18 protein-coding genes and 1 tRNA gene are annotated in these 19042 nt (G+C 60.1%); 8 read left to right on the top strand and 11 right to left on the bottom strand.

The genetic code is table 11. The features are described 5' to 3' along the window. Nucleotides 1-44: 44 nt before the first annotated feature. Both IGW04_RS06750 and IGW04_RS06745 read right to left on the bottom strand, forming a co-directional pair. The gene (locus tag IGW04_RS06750) at nucleotides 45-1067 is read right to left on the bottom strand and encodes a nuclear transport factor 2 family protein (protein ID WP_194712292.1); all 1023 of its coding nucleotides are present in this window, start codon (nucleotides 1065-1067) and stop codon (nucleotides 45-47) included. 58 nt (nucleotides 1068-1125) lie between these two features. Then, nucleotides 1126-2838 (bottom strand): type IV pilus assembly protein FimV, encoded by a 1713-nt coding sequence (locus IGW04_RS06745; protein WP_194712291.1) that lies wholly within the window; start codon nucleotides 2836-2838, stop codon nucleotides 1126-1128. A gap of 400 nt (nucleotides 2839-3238) precedes the next feature. Between IGW04_RS06745 and IGW04_RS06740 the strand changes: the two genes are divergently transcribed. Continuing rightward, a complete protein-coding gene (locus IGW04_RS06740) occupies nucleotides 3239-3784 on the top strand; it encodes an SRPBCC family protein (RefSeq protein WP_194712364.1) in 546 nt (181 codons plus the stop codon). Nucleotides 3785-4006: 222 nt separating this feature from the next. Here IGW04_RS06740 and IGW04_RS06735 read toward each other — a convergent pair. Further along, nucleotides 4007-4081 (bottom strand) — tRNA-Arg (locus tag IGW04_RS06735). Between the two features lie 125 nt (nucleotides 4082-4206). On the opposite strand from IGW04_RS06735, the gene IGW04_RS06730 reads away from it, so the two are divergent. Further along, nucleotides 4207-6129, top strand: coding sequence for an ATP-binding cassette domain-containing protein (locus tag IGW04_RS06730; RefSeq protein WP_194712290.1), 1923 nt, complete (start codon nucleotides 4207-4209; stop codon nucleotides 6127-6129). Between the two features lie 13 nt (nucleotides 6130-6142). On the opposite strand, the gene IGW04_RS06725 is transcribed toward IGW04_RS06730, so the two are convergent. Further along, nucleotides 6143-6976, bottom strand: a complete 834-nt coding sequence (locus tag IGW04_RS06725; protein ID WP_194712289.1) for a SirB1 family protein — start codon at nucleotides 6974-6976, stop codon at nucleotides 6143-6145. Between the two features lie 53 nt (nucleotides 6977-7029). Continuing rightward, a complete protein-coding gene (murJ, locus tag IGW04_RS06720; RefSeq protein WP_194712288.1) occupies nucleotides 7030-8580 on the bottom strand; it encodes a murein biosynthesis integral membrane protein MurJ in 1551 nt (516 codons plus the stop codon). Between the two features lie 178 nt (nucleotides 8581-8758). Here murJ and rpsT point away from each other — a divergent pair, with 178 nt between their 5' ends. After that, the gene (gene rpsT, locus IGW04_RS06715) at nucleotides 8759-9022 is read left to right on the top strand and encodes a 30S ribosomal protein S20 (protein ID WP_194712287.1); all 264 of its coding nucleotides are present in this window, start codon (nucleotides 8759-8761) and stop codon (nucleotides 9020-9022) included. Nucleotides 9023-9157: 135 nt separating this feature from the next. On the opposite strand, the gene IGW04_RS06710 is transcribed toward rpsT, so the two are convergent. Both IGW04_RS06710 and IGW04_RS06705 read right to left on the bottom strand, forming a co-directional pair. Further along, nucleotides 9158-9601: a DUF192 domain-containing protein gene (locus tag IGW04_RS06710; protein WP_194712286.1), complete on the bottom strand. Its 444-nt coding sequence runs from the start codon at nucleotides 9599-9601 to the stop codon at nucleotides 9158-9160. Between the two features lie 64 nt (nucleotides 9602-9665). Beyond that, the gene (locus IGW04_RS06705) at nucleotides 9666-9881 is read right to left on the bottom strand and encodes a hypothetical protein (protein ID WP_194712285.1); all 216 of its coding nucleotides are present in this window, start codon (nucleotides 9879-9881) and stop codon (nucleotides 9666-9668) included. Nucleotides 9882-10066: 185 nt separating this feature from the next. On the opposite strand from IGW04_RS06705, the gene IGW04_RS06700 reads away from it, so the two are divergent. Both IGW04_RS06700 and IGW04_RS06695 read left to right on the top strand, forming a co-directional pair. Next, on the top strand, nucleotides 10067-11263 hold the full coding sequence (locus IGW04_RS06700) for a tetratricopeptide repeat protein (RefSeq protein ID WP_228526902.1): 1197 nt from the start codon (nucleotides 10067-10069) through the stop codon (nucleotides 11261-11263). Beyond that, complete coding sequence (locus IGW04_RS06695) at nucleotides 11260-12384, top strand: HupE/UreJ family protein (protein ID WP_194712284.1); 1125 nt, start codon at nucleotides 11260-11262, stop codon at nucleotides 12382-12384. Before IGW04_RS06700 ends, IGW04_RS06695 begins: the two co-directional genes overlap by 4 nt. A 72-nt stretch (nucleotides 12385-12456) precedes the next feature. Here the strand turns inward: IGW04_RS06695 and IGW04_RS06690 are convergent, their stop codons facing one another. Further along, nucleotides 12457-13020: a pseudouridine synthase gene (locus tag IGW04_RS06690; RefSeq protein ID WP_194712283.1), complete on the bottom strand. Its 564-nt coding sequence runs from the start codon at nucleotides 13018-13020 to the stop codon at nucleotides 12457-12459. Nucleotides 13021-13268: 248 nt separating this feature from the next. Here IGW04_RS06690 and icd point away from each other — a divergent pair, with 248 nt between their 5' ends. Next, nucleotides 13269-14522, top strand: coding sequence for an NADP-dependent isocitrate dehydrogenase (gene icd, locus IGW04_RS06685; protein WP_194712282.1), 1254 nt, complete (start codon nucleotides 13269-13271; stop codon nucleotides 14520-14522). 141 nt (nucleotides 14523-14663) lie between these two features. Here the strand turns inward: icd and IGW04_RS06680 are convergent, their stop codons facing one another. Beyond that, the gene (locus IGW04_RS06680; protein ID WP_194712281.1) at nucleotides 14664-14870 is read right to left on the bottom strand and encodes a cold-shock protein; all 207 of its coding nucleotides are present in this window, start codon (nucleotides 14868-14870) and stop codon (nucleotides 14664-14666) included. Nucleotides 14871-14921: 51 nt separating this feature from the next. Continuing rightward, on the bottom strand, nucleotides 14922-15086 hold the full coding sequence (locus IGW04_RS06675) for a hypothetical protein (RefSeq protein WP_194712280.1): 165 nt from the start codon (nucleotides 15084-15086) through the stop codon (nucleotides 14922-14924). Between the two features lie 108 nt (nucleotides 15087-15194). On the opposite strand from IGW04_RS06675, the gene clpS reads away from it, so the two are divergent. Next, on the top strand, nucleotides 15195-15509 hold the full coding sequence (clpS, locus tag IGW04_RS06670) for an ATP-dependent Clp protease adapter ClpS (RefSeq protein ID WP_194712279.1): 315 nt from the start codon (nucleotides 15195-15197) through the stop codon (nucleotides 15507-15509). Continuing rightward, nucleotides 15506-17806, top strand: coding sequence for an ATP-dependent Clp protease ATP-binding subunit ClpA (gene clpA / locus IGW04_RS06665; RefSeq protein WP_194712278.1), 2301 nt, complete (start codon nucleotides 15506-15508; stop codon nucleotides 17804-17806). The genes clpS and clpA overlap by 4 nt, the downstream gene beginning before the upstream one ends. 126 nt (nucleotides 17807-17932) lie before the next feature. Here clpA and IGW04_RS06660 read toward each other — a convergent pair whose 3' ends face one another. Beyond that, nucleotides 17933-19042, bottom strand: coding sequence for a M48 family metallopeptidase (locus IGW04_RS06660; protein WP_228526901.1), 1110 nt, complete (start codon nucleotides 19040-19042; stop codon nucleotides 17933-17935).

Here is a 19042-nt window from a genome sequence, read left to right as displayed (position 1 = left end):
AGGCGCCTGCGCGCCTGGTCCGGCAACGGCCTTTGCGCGAGCGGCTAGCCCACGCGCTCTTCACGGATGCGCCAGGCGCCGTCACGGCGGATCAGCATCAGGGTTTTCTGGTCGGTCGAGCGCAGCTTGTCGGAATTGAATTGCTGCCTGAACTGCACCGTTGCCTGGTCGCCATTCAACATTACCCTGGGCGCTTCCACCTTGACGCTGATGTGCTGCTTGCCGGTGATGCGTTCGGTACGCTCGGCGGCCCATTTTTCGTGGCTCATGCCGCGCGGCGTCACGAAGTCGCTGCTATAGGCGGCAAGGTAGGCATTGACATTGCGTGCGCTCCAGGCATCGGCCCATGCCTTGACCGCATCGAGCACGGCGGCCTGCTCGGCCTTGCTGGCGGACGCGGCAGGCTCGGTCGCGGATTTTTGCGCCGCTGTCTTGTCTTGGCCGGGTCTGGAAACCGGCGTCGTATTATCCGCCATCGCCAGCGTGCCTTTTCCGGGCATGGCGGTCGGCTTGACGATGCCTCCCGCCGACTGGACATTGCCTCGCAGTGCGGCCATCTTGGCCCTGGCATTGCCGTTGGCGTCAAGCTTGGCTGCCTTCTCATAAGCCTGGCTGGCCAGTTCAGTGTAGACATCGCCCAGATTTTCGTAGGCCATGCCGTAGCCGGGGTTGGTGGCAGTCGCCTTGTCCAGCGCAATGCGCGCACTCTCGTACTGGCCATTTGCGGCATAGAGCACTGCCAGGTTGTTATAGGGTTCGGGAAGATCCGGATAGTCTTCGGTGAGCTTGAGCAGCAGCGTGATCGCCTCGGGGGATTTGCCTTGCTGCGCAAGGATGATGGCTTTGGTGAAGCGCATCTTGGCGTTGCCGGGATTGAGCATCAGCAGGCCTTCCGCCCGTCTCAGTGCCTCCGCAAGCTGCCCGCTCTGCATGAGCCGTGCAATGTCCGCTTGCTCATCGACCGGGCCGGCCTGGAGGTTGCCGGCAATGACGCCGACGAGCAGGATGGCTGCGCCAGACCGGACACCGTAACGCCGGCACCGCTTGAGGACGTGGGAAATTACCATGTTTTATTCAAGGTAGATGATGGAGGGAAACCATATGGTACATCCGCGCAGGAACTGTTCAATGGAAGTCCAGCGTCATTGACGAAATCCCGTCTGTTTTCACGGCCACGTCGGCGATGCCGATGGCGCGGACAATCTCGCGGTAGGTGGAAAAGTCAAATGGCTCCGGCGCCAGTAACAATCCCCTCAGGTAAGACGGCAGGGCGCCGCTGTCTTTCAGGGTATCGATCATTGCCTGCACGCTGGGGAAATCGGCAATGGTGCGGCGCCCCTCTGCGCCTGCGCTCCATTGGCTGACTTCCCCGGGAAACCAGGGCTGAAGCTGCGCCTTGACCGCTTGTATCCGGTCCTCGTCTTCCATAGTCCGGTACAGCGTCAGAAGATACAGGCCAGGCGCCGGTGACAGCATGTCCTCGCGTTCCAGATAAGGCTGCAGCAAGTCTGCCGCCCGTTTCGGATTATGTTCTGCCATCCAGCTTTCAGCCGCCAGCAACATGTCGGCCACCTGCGCGGCATGGCTCTGCGCAGGACCGTCCGCCATGACCTGCACCGCCATCTCGGCGGGGACACGAGTTTCATCGCGCAGGCCATCTATCTGTTGTTCGATCAGTTGCCATGACGCCGGCATGTCAATCGCATCCGGAGGCGTAGTCGCCACCGGCACTTCATGCAGATGCACCCCCCAGTCGAATGCCGTGGGCAGGATGGCGGCCGGCGCCGCAGTTGCGGCTGGCGCCGGCTCCGGGGGCATTGCTACAGGAACCGGGTGCGTCCGATCGGCAATAGACGGTGCCGGGACGTTGCCTGCATTGGTTTCCGACATCACTGTATCGAACGGCATTGCAAGCATCGCCAGTTCGTCCTGGTGGCGGCGCTGGTCCTGGCGGCGACGCCATAGCAGCCAGCCGCTGGCCGCCATGCCGACGAGCGCCAGCGCTGCCACCAGATTGGCCCAAAGCGCCGGGATCATGTCCTGCCGTTCCGCTTCCAGGGCCTTGCGTTCCTCATCCATCTGGCGCCTGGCCTCCAGCGCGTCCTGCCTGGCTGTCTTCAGTGCGAGTTGTGCATCCCGCAACTGGGCCTGAATATCGACGGTCGGGTTCTCTCCGCGCAGCAATGCCGCCACGCGTTGCTGATCGGCGCGCAGCGCAGCCATTCTGGCCGGATCGTTATCCACGCGCGGCTCGGACAGGCTGGTTGCGTAACGCAGAACCAGGCTGGTACTCGCCTGTTCCATTTCAGCATCGCCGGTGGACAGCCTCAGCATGCTTTTGCCTTCGGCTGGTTTTTTGTGTGGCGAAGGCGTGGCAGTCTTGCGTTGCGCCACTGTCGAGGAAGGCGCTTCAGTTGCAGGCTTTGCGGTTCTGGCTTTGGCCGGGGCTGGCTGTGCCGTGCCGGGCTGACTGACATCGGCAGCAGGCGATGCAGTCAGTTGCGCAGGCGGTACCGGGTCGAGCAATACCTGGTACTCACGCCTGACCGCGTTCGCGCAGCCAATTTCCACAGTAATGCTGACCGCCGGCTCGGCGATGCCTTCACGGCCGTTGATGCGTACGCTCGCATTGGCGCCGCTTCCCGTCACCGCAGCGGCTGGCCTGGAAAGCATGCTGCCATCCAGGGTCGTCACACGCGCTTTCAGGCAATTGGCAGTCAGCTCTTCGCCGGGAAGGCCATACACAGGGATCGTGGCCTGCAGCGGGTTGCCGAGGCCGGACTGCACCGTGAGCGGCCCGAGTCCCAGTGCCTGCGCCGGAAGGCTGGAAGTAGCCACAACGCATAGCAATAGCCTTTGCACGGAACGTGGTCTTGCAAGATGCATCATGATTATTTAGCCGATTGGCGGACTTTCAACCGAAAGTGAAACAATAAAGGATAGCGAAAGGTGTCATATCCCTGAACAGAGGAGTTTCCCGCTATTAATTTTCCATGTGTTGCCGCAAAACCACACGTCTGCCGGTTTGGATCTCTGTCTTGTGCTGGCGGGCTTCTGGAGTAGTTTGCAATCCGGGGGTTTGATCGAATTTAAATAGCGGAATGCGTCATACGAACCAATCGGTTGGCCGCAGTGTCATCCGGTAGTGCCGGCACAGCCCGCGCGGTCTAGCCTTGATCGATGTGATGTTGCAGCCGGCTTGTCAGACGGCTCCCCGAGCCTACTCAGGAGAACGATGATGGTAAACAGACTTGTTACAGTAGCGGCGCTGGCCGTTGGCGGCATGTTGTTGTCCAAGCAGATGGGCAAATCGCGCGGATCAGGCATGCTCTCCTCTACATCCGAGTCGATCGACGTGAATGTGCCGGTGCGCACGGCATACAACCAGTGGACCCAGTTCGAGGACTTCCCGAAGTTCATGGACAGCGTTCACGAAATCCGCCAGACAGACGACACCCATCTTCACTGGCGCGCCGACGTCGCCGGCAAGCCGGAGGAATGGGACGCCGAGATCACGGAACAGATCCCCGACAAGCGCATTGCCTGGCGCAGTACCGGCGGCGTGAAGAATGCCGGTGTGGTGACCTTCCACAAGATTTCCGACAATGTCACGCGCATCATGCTGCAGATGGACTACGACCCGCAAACCATGGATGAAAAGGTGGGCGACGCGCTTGGTCTGGTGAAAATGCAGCTCAAGGGCAACCTGAAGCGGTTCAAGGAAATGCTGGAAAGCCGCGGACAGGAGACCGGCGCCTGGCGCGGCAAAGTGACGGAGCATTGATCAGCCTGATTCAGCGGTGGCCCATGGCGTGCCGCTGCAACTGCCGGCGGTGCGCCATGGAGGGAAGATACCTGCAGAGCGAGCGCAGGCGGCGATCGCCATGAATAAAGTCCTACTGTTGCGACTCTATGGTTCCGTTTTCCGGGGCTGTACGGGCTGCCTGCAAGTGAGGCTCAAGACGCGGGCGCGTGGGCCGGCGATGGTAGATGCTGTACTGGAATTTGGTCCCGCCGACAGGAATCGAACCTGTATCTAGCGCTTAGGAGGCACTCGTTCTATCCATTGAACTACGGCGAGACGCGCGTAAGAAAGCGCTGGGCGCTGAATTACGCCCGAGATTATAGCTGACATTGCGGCAATCTCCAGTCCCGCCGACGCAAGCGGTACAATGCGGCCTCCGATCACCCCCTCTCTGGAACACCATGGCAGTCATCTCCCTTTCCAATGCCCAGTTGGCATTCGGTCACGTCGCATTGCTGGATCATGCGGAATTCTCCCTGGAACCGGCTGAGCGGGTGGGGCTGATCGGCCGTAACGGCACCGGCAAGTCTTCTCTTCTGAAGATCATTGCCGGCAAATCAAAACTGGACGATGGCCTGATGGTGATGCAGCAGGGCCTGAAAATCGCCTACGTGGAACAGGAGCCGCAATTCTCGCCTGACATGTCGGTGTTCGATGCCGTTGCGGCCGGGCTGGGCGACCTGCCTGGCCTGCTGGCGGAATACGACCACCTGACCACCCAGTTCGGTGGCGACAACGACGACGCGCTGATGGAGCGCATGCATGAAATCCAGATGCGCCTCGACGCCGCCGATGCCTGGACATTGAACAACCGGGTCGAAACCACGCTGGACCGGCTCAACCTGGAAAAGTCATCCCTGATGGGCACGCTGTCTGGCGGCATGCAGAAGCGGGTGGCGCTGGCCTGCGCCCTGGTCAGTGCACCGGATGTGCTGCTGCTCGACGAGCCAACCAACCATCTGGATTTCACTTCCATCATGTGGCTGGAAGGCCTGCTGCGCGACTTCCGCGGCAGCGTCCTGTTCATTACCCATGACCGCAGCTTCCTGGACAACGTCGCCACACGCATCATTGAACTGGACCGTGGCCGCCTGCTGTCCTTTCCGGGCAACTTCACCACCTACCAGAACCGCAAGGCGGAGCTGCTGGAAAACGAGGAAGTGGAGAACGCCAAGTTCGACAAGTTCCTGGCGCAGGAAGAGGTCTGGATACGCAAGGGCGTACAGGCGCGCCGTACCCGCGACGAGGGCCGGGTACGGCGCCTCGAGCAACTGCGCCTTCAACGCAGTGCGCGGCGCGAACAGCAGGGCCAGGTGAAGCTCGATGTGGCAACCGGCGACCGCTCCGGCAAGATCGTCGCGGAACTGGTCGAGGTCAGCAAGGCCTTCGGCGACAGGGTCATCGTCGATAATTTCAGCGCCACCATCCTGCGCGGCGACAAGGTTGGACTGATCGGCCCGAATGGCGCCGGCAAGACCACGCTGCTGAAGCTGATCCTCGGCGAGGAGCAGGCCGACAGCGGTACGATACGCCAGGGCTCCCGGCTGCAGGTGGCCTATTTCGACCAGATGCGCGCCCAGCTCAACGAGGAAGCGAGCCTGGCCGACACCATTGCGCCAGGCAGCGACTGGGTCGAAATCAATGGGCAGCGCAAGCATGTGATGACTTACCTGAACGACTTCCTGTTTGCGCCCGAGCGGGCCCGTTCGCCGGTCAAGTCCTTGTCGGGCGGCGAGCGCAACCGGCTGCTGCTGGCGCGGCTGTTTGCCAAGCCGGCCAATGTGCTGGTGCTGGACGAGCCCACCAACGACCTCGACATCGACACCCTGGAACTGCTGGAAGAACTGCTGGAGGAATATGACGGCACGGTATTCCTGGTCAGCCACGACCGCATGTTCCTGGACAATGTTGTGACCCAGGTGATCGTGGCCGAAGGGGAGGGCAACTGGAAGGAGTACATCGGCGGCTATACCGACTGGGAGCGGGTGCGCGCCGTACCCGAGCCGCGTGCCAATGCGCCGAAGGCGGAAGCCAGGGCGGCGCAAAAGGAAAAGCCTGGCGCACCAGCGCCAACGGCCGCACCCGCGCCCAAGGCAAAGAGGCTCAGTTCAAAGGAGCAACGCGAGCTGGACGAACTGCCAGCCCTGATTGCCGCGCTGGAAGCCGAGCAGAAATCGATCACGGAAAAGCTGGCCGATCCCAACCTGTACCGCGAGCAGCCGACGGAGGTCAAGAAGCTCAATGAGCGCTATGCGCAACTGGACGAGCAGTTGATGGCCAGCCTGGAAAAATGGGAAGCGATCGAAGCCAGAAGCAAGGCCTGATGCACGTCCGGGCTCAGTTCAGGCGCCGCGCCGCTTCCTTCAGGGAAGGCAGCATCTGGCGCAGCATCCCTGCATCCTGGGCGTGCGGCCTTTGCGCCAGATAGTCTTCGATATCCTTCAGGGCCGCCTGCGGACACTCCAGGTTGGCATAGGCCATGCCGCGGTCGCGCCGTTCGGCCAGGTCGTCGGGCAGCAGGATCACCAGCCGCTGCTGCACGCCCAGCGCCAGCTCCCATTCAGCGCGCTCGAAATACAGCGCTTTCAGGTTGCGCAGCATGCGCACCAGGATTTCCCGTGGCCGGGCTTCGTGGAGATAGGCGGAAAGCGCGCTGTCACGGTCCGGGCTCTGCGAAAGATAGGGCTCCAGCCGTTCTTCCAGCTCTTCGCGCGACAGGCTGGCGCCGTTGAGCGGATCAAGCACGATATCGCCGGACTGCACCGACAGCTTCATCAGGAAATGGCCCGGGAATGAGATGCCCTTGATATCCAGGCCGATCTGGTGCGCCAGTTCCATGTAAAGCACCGCCAGGGAAATCGGGATGCCGCGCCGTGATTCCAGCACGCGGTTCAGGTAGCTGTTCGACGGATCGTAGTAGTCGTTGATGTTTCCGGCGAATCCCAGTTCCTGATAAAAGAAATGGTTGAGCAGCCGCAGCTTCTGCACCGACGAAGTATCCGACGGCAGCCTGCGGCGCAGGCGGGCCGCCATGGTATCGACCTGAAGCTGGGTTGCCGCCAGGTCGAGTTGCGGATCGGCATCCTGGGCAATCGATAACGCCGCCTCAAATAGCGGAATGGTATTGTCCTGCTGCACCAGCGCGGCGAAGAAATCGAGATTCTTGATCATGGTTGTCTGACCGTGGACTGGCCCTGGCGTTGCACGAATCCGGCCGACATTGCTCAACGCGCAATGCGTTTGAAGTCGGCAAAACGGAATCCGGTCAGCAGCAGCGCGCCGAAATACACAACGCCGCCCACTGCCATCACCAGAAACAGTGCGCCCATGCGTAGCAGGGGATGGGCCTGCATCGCAATCCAGTCGAAGTGCGCTGCCACCCACATCGTCGATCCGGCCAGCAGAAACAGCGCGCCAGCCAGCCGCGCCAGGAACAGGCCCCAGCCCGCCTGCACCTTGTAAATGCCGCGGCGCCTCAGGCCCAGGAAAAGAAAGACGGCGTTCAGGCAGGCGCCCAGGCCGATCGACAGGGCCAGACCGGCGTGAGCGATCCAGGGAACAAACACCATGTTCATCAATTGCGTGGCTACCAGGACGCCGATGGCGATCTTCACCGGCGTGCGGATATCCTGGCGCGCGTAGAAACCGGGCGCGAGTATCTTTACCACGATCAGGCCAATCAGGCCGACACCGTAGGCGATCAGCGCGCGGCCGGTCATGTTGACTGACTGCACATCGAATTTGCCATAGTGAAAGAGTGTCGTCGTGATTGGTTCCGACAGGGACGCCAGCGCCACCGCGGCTGGGAGGGCCAGCAGAAAAGTCAGGCGCAATCCCCAGTCGAGCAGCGCGGAATACTCAGCCGTGTCGCGGTCCGCATGCGCCTTGGAAAGGCTGGGCAACAGGATGGTGCCCAGGGCCACACCCAGCAGGCCAGTTGGCAGTTCCATCAGCCGGTCGGCATACGACAGCCAGGAAACGCTGCCGTTTTGCAGATGGGAAGCGATGTTGGTATTGATGATGAGACTGATCTGGGCCACCGACACGGCAAAGGTGGCCGGCACCATCTGCCGCAGCACCCGCCGCACGCCTGCATCCGACAAGGCAATGCGCGGATTCCATGAAAGCCGGGGCAGCATGCCTATCCGGACGAGGGAAGGAATCTGTATCGCCAGTTGCAGCACGCCGCCGATGAACACCGCGATGGCGAGCGCGTACACCGGCTGATCGAGCAAGGGCGCGAGGAACAGCGCGGCTGCGATGAAACTCAGGTTGAGCAGAACGGGTGTGAATGCCGCCACCTTGAATTGCCGCCAGGTGTTCAGGATGCCGCCCGCCAGCGCCACCAGCGACATGAAGACGATATAGGGAAACATGATGCGGGTCATCGTCACCGCGGCGGAGAAGGCATCCGGATCAGACTTCAGCCCTGTTGCCATCAGATACACCACCACCGGTGAAGCCACAATGCCGAGCGCACAGGTGGCAAGCAGGGTCCAGAGCAGGATGGTAGCCACATGGTCGACAAGGTCGCGGGTGGCCGCTTCGCCTTTCTGGTTCTTGTACTCGGCCAATATAGGAACGAAAGCCTGGGAAAACGCGCCTTCCGCAAACAGGCGGCGCAGCAGATTGGGGATCCGGAAGGCAACGAAGAAAGCGTCGGTGTAGGAGGAAGCGCCAAAGGCGCGGGCAATCAGAAACTCGCGGATCAGGCCGGTTATCCGGGACACCATGGTCATGCCTGACACCGCGGCAAGGGTTCTATGCAAATTCATGGCCGGCATTATAGCCCGGCAGGGGTTGCAACCCAGGCAAGTCCACGGTATTGTGCCGGCTCGAAGCGCTTAGTGCTTTACCGCCCGGTGGAAAACGGTTTATAATCCGGGGCTTTATTGAATTGGTTTCGCAACTGGTAGGTGTTGCGAACGCAACCGACCACGTTTAGGGAATTTCATGGCAAATACCGCACAAGCACGCAAGCGTGCTCGTCAAGCAGTCAAGCAGAACGCACACAACTCCAGCCAGCGTTCGACGCTGCGTACCGCCATCAAGGCAGTGCGCAAGGCAATCGAAGGCGGCGACAAGTCCGCAGCAACCCAGGTTTTCCAGTCCTCGATCTCGATCATCGATCGCATCGCCGACAAGAAGATCATCCACAAGAACAAGGCAGCTCGCCACAAGAGCCGTTTGTCCGCTGCGCTGAAAGCATTGGCTTAAATAGCCTCTGGTCAGTCATCGACTGGCCGGAAGTTGTAGGGCTAGCTAAACCCCGCCAGTTTTGAACTGGCGGGGTTTTTGTGTTTTTCGATCTGGAAAATGTGACGGGTACTGCGGGTCGCCTGTTGCAGTTGACTATTGACGCGCCTTCGGCAGGCCAGCAATCACGGTGCCCGGCTTGATATTTTTCTGCGCAAACCATCCCTTGTTCATTTCCAGCGCATAGCTCGCCTGGCTGCCGGCGCAATGGGAATTGGTCGTTTGCGGCTGCATGTCTTCGATGTTGATGATCTTTCCGCCCTCGTCAATAAAGGCGACCGATAGCGGCACCAGGGTGTTTTTCATCCACATGCAAACCTGGGCGGGCCGATTGAACAGAAACACCATGCCGGCATTGGGCGCCAGTTTTTCCCTGAACATCAGGCCTTGCTGGCGTTGTGCCTCGGTGGCTGCCACTTCTGCCTGTATGACATACATGCCCGCGGTCAGGGGCACGACAGGGAATTGCGGCTCCGCATATACGCTGCCAAGCGGCAGCAGGGCACTGGCCAGAATGGAAACTCGTGTCGAAATTTTCATGGGCAGCAGTGTAAACCAAAAAAAGGCAGACCGAGTCTGCCTTTCCTGAGGAATGCTGGCTGCATTACTTCGATGCTGCCATTTCCGACGTTTTTGCCTTTTTTGATTTTTTTGCCTTCTTGGCTTTTTTCGTGGTTGGTGCCGCGGCGGGTGCGGCAGGCGTTGCCGGCGTTGCAGCGGCGGCTGGCGCAGCCGGCGTTGCCGGTGCAGCGGTATGTGCTGCGGCGAAAGCGGAAAGCGAGAACAGACCTGCGACGACTGCAGCTATCAGTTTTTTCATTTTCTATCCTTCAATTCGGTGTCTGGTTTAATTATTGGACGATTCTTGCGAATCACTCCGAGTAACGCATCATCGTAGCAATGGTTGACAAGCGCTAAAAAAATAATCAAACGAAATAAATTGGGTTCCGATGCGAATGTTCGCTGGCTTGCTATCATGCACTGCCATCATTTCTGCCGTAACCCATGTCCCGCATTGCTCTGACCGGATTTCTCCTTGCTGCCGCCTTGCTGCTGGCAAGTTACGATCGCGCCGCGCTGGCAGCACCTTTCGTGCCGCAAACCGATGACCAGGTCCTGGAAAACCTGCCATTGCGTCCGAACGATCCGGTGGCGCGGGAAATGCGCCAGTTGCGCGAACAACTGCGTGCCGACCCTCGCAACGTCACCATTGCCACCGCGCTGGCCAGCCGCTACTACGGCCTTGTCGGAGAAGAAGGCGATCCACGCTACCTCGGTTACGCCCAGGCGGCGCTGGCGCCGTGGTGGGACATGCCCGAGCCGCCAGTGGAAGTCCAGGTGCTGCGGGCGGGCCTGGCCCAGTTCCGGCATGACTTTGACGGTGCGTTGAACGACCTTGGCAGTGTGTTGGGGCGCGATCCCGATCATGCTCAGGCACGCGCCCTGCGCGCCACGATTTACATCGTGCAGGCCCGCTATCAGGAAGCCAAGGCGGATTGCCTGCGCCTGCGCGGTATTACCAGCGAACTCATTGCCGTGGGCTGCAGCGCGATGGTCGATGGCCTGACCGGCAAGCTCGACAGCGCCCATGACAAGCTGGCCGACACCCTGGCCGCGCATCCGGAAGCCACCGCCGCGGAGAAGCTCTGGGTACTGATCCGGCTGGCCGAAATGGCGCAGAGGCAGGATCGTCCGCTGGCTGCCGAGTCTTATTTTCGCCAGGCGATCAGTCTTGGCATTACCGACACCTTTCTCCTTGCCGCTTATGCCGATTTCCTGCTGGACCATAAACGATACGGAGAAGTGGTCGCCATGTTGAAAGACAGGACGCCATCGGACGGATTGCTGCTGCGTCTGGTGCTGGCCGAAACCCGGCTTAACCTGCCGGTCGCCGAGGCGCATGCCGCAACTCTTGCCGCGCGCTATGAAGCTGCCCAGTTGCGCGGCGATACTGTGCATCAGCAGGAGGAGGCTCGCTTCCGTCTGCAGATCTACCACGACGAAAAGAACGCGCTCGTTCTGGCCCGGGAAAACTGGAAAGTGCAGAAGGAGCCGCGGGATGCGCGCATCCTGCTCGAAGCGGCCCTGGCCGCCAAGTCGCCGGCTGCCGCTGCGCCGGTCGTGCAATGGCTGAGGGAAAGCCGGATCGAGGACACGCGGCTGCGCGATCTTGCAAGGCAGCTCGGCGAGGTACGTCGATGATGCGGCTACTGATAGGGCTGGCGTTCTTCATATGGGCCGTTTCCGCGCATGCCCACAAGCCCAGCGACAGCTATTTGTCCCTGTCGGTGAAGGACAATGTCGTGGCCGGCCAATGGGATATCGCCCTGCGCGACCTGGACTTCGCCATCGGTCTTGATACCGATGCCAACGGCGCCATCACCTGGGGCGAACTGCGATCCCGTCGGGCCGAGATTGAAGCCTATGCCTTGTCGAGGCTGCAGATTTCCAGTGCGGGATCACCATGTCCTGTACGGCCGGATGCGCTGTTAGTCGATAACCACACCGACGGCGCCTATGCCGTGCTGCAGTTCCAGGCGCAATGCGCGGCAGTGCGCGAAAGCCTGCAGGTGCGTTACCGCCTGTTTTTCGATATCGACCCGCAGCACAAGGGATTGCTGCGGCTGCAATACGAGGGGGCTTCAAGCACTGGCATTTTCAGCCCGGACAAGGCTGACCAGCAATTCTCGCTCAGCGCGCCAAGCCGCATGCAGCAGTTCCTCGACTATCTGCGCGAAGGCATCTGGCATATCTGGATAGGCTACGACCATATCCTGTTCCTGCTTGCGCTGCTGTTGCCTGCCGTTGCCATGCGCGAGGCAGGGGCCTGGAAGCCGGTATCGGCATTCAGGCCGGCATTCTGGAATGTGCTTCGCATCGTGACCGCCTTTACGGTCGCACATTCGATCACGCTGACGCTGGCCACTCTGGGCGTGGTCAGCCTGCCATCGCGCTGGGTGGAGTCCACGATCGCCGCATCGGTGGTGATTGCAGCGCTGAATAATGTGTTTCCCCTGTTTCGCGAGCGGCGCTGGGTGATGGCATTTCTCTTTGGCCTGATCCACGGTTTCGGTTTTGCCAGCGTTCTGTCGGACCTTGGCTTGCCGCAGGATGCGCTGGTGCTGGCACTGGTCGGCTTCAACGTTGGCGTCGAGGTCGGGCAACTTGCGATCGTCGCTGCCTTTCTGCCGTTGATCTATGTATTGCGCCGCAGCTGGTTGTACCGCCGGCTGCTGCTGCTTGGCGGATCGATCCTGATTGCCATCCTCGCTTCCATCTGGCTGATCGAGCGTGCCGCCAATATCCGGCTGTTGAGCTTCTAGCAGCGCCGCACGCAAGGTATTGGGCGTCGTTGCGGCTGACCGGCCGCCGTTACGCTCAGCGTATTCGACGCGCTACTTGCGCCGTATCTCCAGCGGCGAGACTTCCATCCATTCACCTGGCAGCAGCGGGTGGGTGGCGAGCGCGTAAGGGCCGATCGCGATACGTATCAGGCGCAGGGTCGGCAGGCCAACCGCTGCAGTCATCCGGCGCACCTGCCGGTTCTTTCCCTCCGTCAGGGTCAGTGCAATCCAGCTTGCCGGTATGCCGAGCCGCGCCCGGATGGGTGGCGTACGCGGCCACAGCCAGCCGGGTTCCTCGATGCGAACAGCCTGGCAGGGCAGGGTAATGAAATCTCCCAGATCGAGCGGCGCACGCAGGCGTTGCAATGCCTCGTCGGTCACCACCCCTTCCACCTGCGCCAGGTAGGTCTTGGCCAGCTTCTGCACCGGATGACTGATGTCATGCTGCAGGCGGCCGTCATCGGTCAGCAGCACCAGGCCCTCACTGTCCGCGTCCAGGCGACCGGCGGGATAGATGCCTGGAATCGTAAGGTGATCCGCCAGGGTCGGTCGGGTGGCGTGGGCGGAAAACTGGCACATTACCTGGAATGGCTTGTTGAACAGGATAAGAGGCATGGCGAAAGGATGGCGGCAGCGATGTATGACACCGGATTGTACTTGCCGCGCGGGCGCGAGCCGTCTCGACTGGTCAGTCGCAGCAACGGTCTAGGGTAGAATTGTGATGCTCAATGCAACACAGGTCTTCTGTCTTATATAAGAACGGTTTGAAATCAGTCAGAACGCCAAAGCAAATTCACGCTCCAAGCTTTCATCATGTTTTGTATTTGAAATAAATTTTTTCGGCCTTCCTTCCGGAGACAACGATGTATCAGCATATACAAGTGCCTGCAGAGGGCAGCAAGATCACCGTCAACGCAGATTTTTCCCTCAAGGTTCCCGACAATCCCATCATCCCTTACATCGAGGGCGATGGGACCGGCGTGGATATTTCCCCTGTAATGATCAAGGTGGTTGACGCCGCCGTCGCCAAGGCCTACGGCGGCCAGCGCAAGATCAGCTGGATGGAGATTTACGCCGGCGAAAAATCGACCAGCGTCTACGGTCCCGATGTCTGGCTGCCTGAGGAAACCCTGCAGGCAGTCAAGGATTATGTGGTCTCCATCAAGGGGCCGCTGACCACGCCGGTGGGCGGCGGCATCCGCTCGCTCAACGTCGCGCTGCGGCAGGAACTCGATCTCTATGTCTGCCTGCGCCCGGTGCGCTATTTCAAGGGCGTGCCGTCGCCGGTGCGCGAGCCTGAAAAAACCGACATGGTGATTTTCCGCGAAAATTCGGAAGACATCTATGCAGGCATTGAATGGGCAGAAGGCTCGGACGGCGCCAAGAAACTGATCAATTTCCTGGTCAATGAGATGGGGGTGAAGAAGATCCGTTTCCCGGAAAGCTCAGGGATAGGCATCAAGCCCGTGTCGCGGGAAGGCACTGAAAGGCTGGTGCGCAAGGCGATCCAGTATGCGATCGACAATGACAAGCCGTCCGTCACCATCGTCCACAAGGGCAACATCATGAAGTACACCGAGGGTGGCTTCCGCGATTGGGGATATGCGCTGGCGCAGCGCGAGTTTGGCGCCGAGATGATCGACGGCGGGCCGTGGTGCAAGTTCAAGAATCCAAGGACGGGCAAGGAGATCATCATCAAGGATTCGATTGCCGATGCTTTCCTTCAGCAAATCTTGCTGCGTCCGAATGAATACAGCGTAATCGCGACCCTGAACCTGAATGGCGACTACATCTCCGACGCCCTGGCTGCCCAGGTTGGCGGCATCGGCATTGCGCCCGGTGCAAACATGTCCGATTCGGTGGCGATGTTTGAAGCTACCCATGGCACTGCGCCAAAGTATGCTGGCAAGGACTATGTCAATCCGGGTTCCCTGATCCTGTCGGCCGAGATGATGCTGCGTCATATGGGCTGGTTGGAAGCTGCCGACCTGATCATCTCCTCGATGGAAAAGGCCATCAGTTCGAAGCGGGTGACTTATGACTTCGCGCGCCTGATGGAAGGCGCAAGCCAGGTATCCTGCTCCGGCTTTGGGGAAGTGATGATCGAGAGCATGTAAAGCGGCGATTTGCCTGATTAAGAAGCCGGATCACTCCGGCTTCTTTTTTGTTGGGAAGCTACCGGAACATGTTTGCTTTTAGGGAAGCAGGGCAAAAAAAATCCCCGCAGTGCGGGGATTTTGATGATGTCCGTTTGGATCTCAGGAAGCAGCCTGGATGTTCGAAGCTTGCTTGCCTTTTGGGCCCTGCGTGACGTCGAAATTCACTTTTTGACCTTCTTTGAGAGTCTTGAAGCCACTCATGTTGATTGCGGAAAAGTGTGCAAACAAATCTTCGCCGCCGTCATCAGGAGTAATAAAGCCAAAACCTTTGGAATCATTGAACCACTTAACGGTACCAGTTGCCATAAAAGCGTCTTTCAAATATTAACAATCACACGAGCCGTAAAAGCAGAAGCTTCATGCAACGCTGCCCCCTCTTATAACCTGCTCACTTCGATCAATAATGCTTGGTTGCATTAATTGATAATCTACATTGTTCGCGGAAATTTTAAAAAAGTCAAGTTTTTTGCCGGCAGGCCAAAAGTCTGAAATTTGACGCGAACTTCCCTTGATTTTGAGCATTCGAACGTCATCTGCGCTTCAACAAGAAAGGGCGTAATATCGATGCCTATATCAATGACCATCGGCTCGCTGGTACGGAGGCCGACATGAAGGCAGTAGAAGAAACGCATGGCAACCAAGGACCAAAACGATACTGTAATAGAGCGCAAGGAGCAGCAGGAAAAGCTCCAACCGCCGCCGATGTATCAAGTATTATTGTTGAACGACGATTACACCCCCATGGAATTCGTCGTGGCGATCATCCAGGAGTACTTCAACAAGGATCGTGAAACGGCGACGCAAATCATGCTCAAGGTTCATCGAGATGGTAAAGGCATGTGTGGCGTGTATCCCAAGGATATCGCCAGCACTAAAGTGGAACTGGTTTTAACGCACGCGCGCAAGGCAGGGCACCCTCTGCAATGCGTGATGGAGGAAGCATGATTGCTCAGGAATTGGAAGTAAGTTTGCACATGGCATTTGTCGAGGCCCGACAGGCCCGGCACGAATTTATTACGGTAGAGCATCTGCTGCTGGCACTGCTCGACAACCCGTCAGCGGCGGAAGTGATGCGGGCCTGCGCGGTCAACATCGAAGATCTGCGCAAGACGCTGACGAATTTCATCAACGACAATACGCCGACCGTGCCTGGTTCGAGCGAGGTTGATACCCAGCCTACGCTCGGTTTCCAGCGCGTGATTCAGCGCGCCATCATGCACGTGCAGTCGGCATCGAACGGCAAGAAGGAAGTGACCGGCGCCAATGTGCTGGTGGCGATCTTCGGCGAAAAGGATTCGCATGCCGTTTATTACCTGCACCAGCAGGGCGTAACCCGCCTGGACGTGGTGAACTTCATTTCGCATGGCGTGCGCAAGGACAGCCAGGCGGAATCGCAGAAGGCGCCCGAGGGTTCGGAAGAAGCGCAGACCGAAGCCCAGCAAAAGGAAAGCCCGCTGGATCAGTTCACGCAGAACCTGAACAAGCTGGCTGCCGAAGGCAAGATCGATCCGCTGATTGGTCGCGAGTCCGAAGTGGAACGCGTGATCCAGACCCTCTGCCGCAGGCGCAAGAACAATCCGCTGCTGGTAGGCGAGGCTGGCGTTGGCAAGACTGCCATCGCGGAAGGCCTGGCATGGCGCGTGGTGCAGGGCGAAGTGCCGGAAATCCTGCAGAATGCCGTGGTCTATTCACTGGACATGGGCGCGCTGCTGGCTGGCACCAAGTATCGCGGCGACTTCGAGCAGCGCCTGAAGTCCGTCCTCAAGCAATTGAAGGACAACCCGAACGGCATCCTTTTCGTTGACGAGATCCACACCATCATCGGTGCGGGTTCGGCATCGGGCGGCACGCTGGATGCGTCGAATCTGCTGAAGCCGGCATTGTCGAGCGGACAGTTGAAGTGCATCGGCGCGACCACCTACACCGAGTTCCGTGGGGTGTTCGAAAAGGATCATGCGCTGTCGCGTCGTTTCCAGAAGATCGACGTGAACGAGCCGACGGTCGAGCAGACCATCCAGATCCTGCGTGGCCTGAAGTCGCGCTTCGAGGAGCATCACGGCGTGAAGTATTCGGCTTCGGCGCTGACCTCGGCGGCGGAACTGGCGGCACGCTTCATCAATGACCGTCATCTGCCCGACAAGGCAATCGACGTGATCGACGAAGCGGGCGCGGCGCAGCGCATCCTGCCGAAGTCCAAGCAAAAGAAAACGATAGGCAAGTCTGACATCGAGGACATCATCTCGAAGATCGCGCGGATTCCACCGCAGTCGGTCAACCAGGATGACCGCACCAAGCTGCAGACCATCGATCGCGACCTGAAGAACGTGGTCTTCGGCCAGGACCCGGCGATCGAGGCGCTGGCATCGGCCATCAAGATGGCGCGTGCCGGCCTGGGCAAGACCGACAAGCCTATCGGTTCCTTCCTGTTCTCCGGCCCGACCGGTGTCGGCAAGACCGAGGTGGCCAAGCAGCTGGCGTTCATCCTGGGCATCGAGCTGATCCGCTTCGACATGTCGGAGTACATGGAGCGGCATGCGGTGAGCCGCCTGATCGGCGCGCCTCCGGGCTATGTGGGCTTTGACCAGGGCGGTCTGCTGACCGAGGCGATCACCAAGAAGCCGCATGCGGTTCTGCTGCTGGACGAGATCGAGAAGGCGCATCCGGATATCTTCAATATCCTGCTGCAGGTGATGGACCATGGCACGCTGACGGACAACAACGGCCGCAAGGCTGACTTCCGCAACGTGATCATCATCATGACCACCAATGCTGGCGCGGAAAGCCTGCAGAAGCGGACCATCGGCTTTACCGAGAAGAAGGAAGCCGGCGACGAGATGGCGGATATCAAGCGAATGTTTACGCCGGAATTCCGCAACCGTCTCGATTCCATCATCAGCTTCCGTGCGCTGGACGAGGAAATCATCCTGCGCGTGGTCGACAAGTTCCTGATGCAGCTGGAAGAGCAACTGCACGAGAAGAAGGTGGAAGCCGTGTTCTCGGACAGCCTGCGCAAGTTCCTGGGGCGCAAGGGCTTCGATCCGCTGATGGGCGCGCGGCCGATGTCACGCCTGATCCAGGACATGATACGCAAGGCGCTGGCCGACGAACTGCTGTTCGGCAGGCTGGTGGAAGGCGGGCGCGTGACGGTGGATCTGGACGAGAACGAGCAGATCAAGCTCGAATTCGTCGAGGGCGATGTGCCGCCGGCAGCATCGACGCCGGAAGCGGTGGAAGTCGAGTAAGCCTTCAGGGAGCAGCATCAGAAAAGCCCGGACTGGCAACAGTCCGGGCTTTTTATTTGGCCGCTCGCCATGCGAAAGCAGGTGACCGGAAAGGCGCAGCGCAAAGGAGCGCCGCGCCCCGACAGTTCAGGGCAGCAGCGGCTGGCGCTGAGCCTGCTTGGTCTTCACGTCCTGAAGGATCTTGTCCATCACGGACAGCCGGTAGGATGTGGCGGGATGCAGCGCGGTGTAGCCGTTGAGGACGCTGGGCGGATACTGGGACGCAAGCCGCTCCCAGAAACGCGGCGCCTGGTCGATGTTGTAGCCGGCCCGCGCCAGCATGTAGAGCGCCAGGGTGTCGGACGCGGCATCCATGGTCTGCGGCATCGGCTTCATGCCGGAAAGGCCGGCCATGCTTGCCATGTCGGGACGGATCCGGACCAGGTTGTCGATGATGGCGCCTGCGGTCGCCGTGGTGCGCTGTACGCGTGCATGATTGAGCGAGTTGTGCGCCATTTCCTTGGCCAGCACATAGGCCAGTTCATTGTCGCTGGCGGCGAAGTTCATCATGCCGCGGGTGATCAGCACGCGCCGGCCGTCGTTATAGGCATTGACGTTATCCGCATTGCCCAACTCGATGCTGTAGGCGCAGGCACGAGTGAAGGGCACCGTGACCTGGACTGGCTGGCCATTGCGCAGCATGGTCAGCTTCGCCGATGCGTTGCGGGTGATCAGCGGCGCCAGCATGGTGGCGGCCTGGCGCTCCGCGCCGGGGCCGGGCGGCACCGGCTTGCCTTCCACCATGTCGAGCTTGTCGCCGATGCGGATGCCGGCCCGTGCCGCGCCACTGCCGTTGAGCACGCCCATTACCTGCAGCCTGTCATCCATGCCGTACAGCTGCTGCGCGGCTTCGCTCAGTTCATCGGAAAAGGAATAGCGGTTCTTGGCGGTGAAGCCGAGCAGGTTGCGGGCATTGCCCTTGCACAGTTCGGTATTGTTGACCAGGAGCGGTGCGGCGACCCGGTACAGCCGGTCCTGCTGGCTGACGATATCGCGCAGCATGGCCTGCTGCGGGGTGGGTGCGGCGGGCACGACGGCCGTGGGTGCCGGCGGCATGTCCTGCTGGGGCAGGCGCGGCATGCCGGGTGCGGGCATGTTCAGCGGCACCTGGCTGGCGCAGCCGGCCAGGAAGATCATGGGCAGCGCCGCCAGGCGGGCCTGACGGCCGATGCGGTTTCGCAGAGAAATGGGTTTCAT

The organism is Noviherbaspirillum soli, from assembly GCF_015352955.1.
GTDB lineage: Bacteria > Pseudomonadota > Gammaproteobacteria > Burkholderiales > Burkholderiaceae_D > Noviherbaspirillum_A > Noviherbaspirillum_A soli.
Note: the sequence above shows the minus strand (reverse complement) of the source record. Positions and strands in the feature narration are given on the sequence as shown.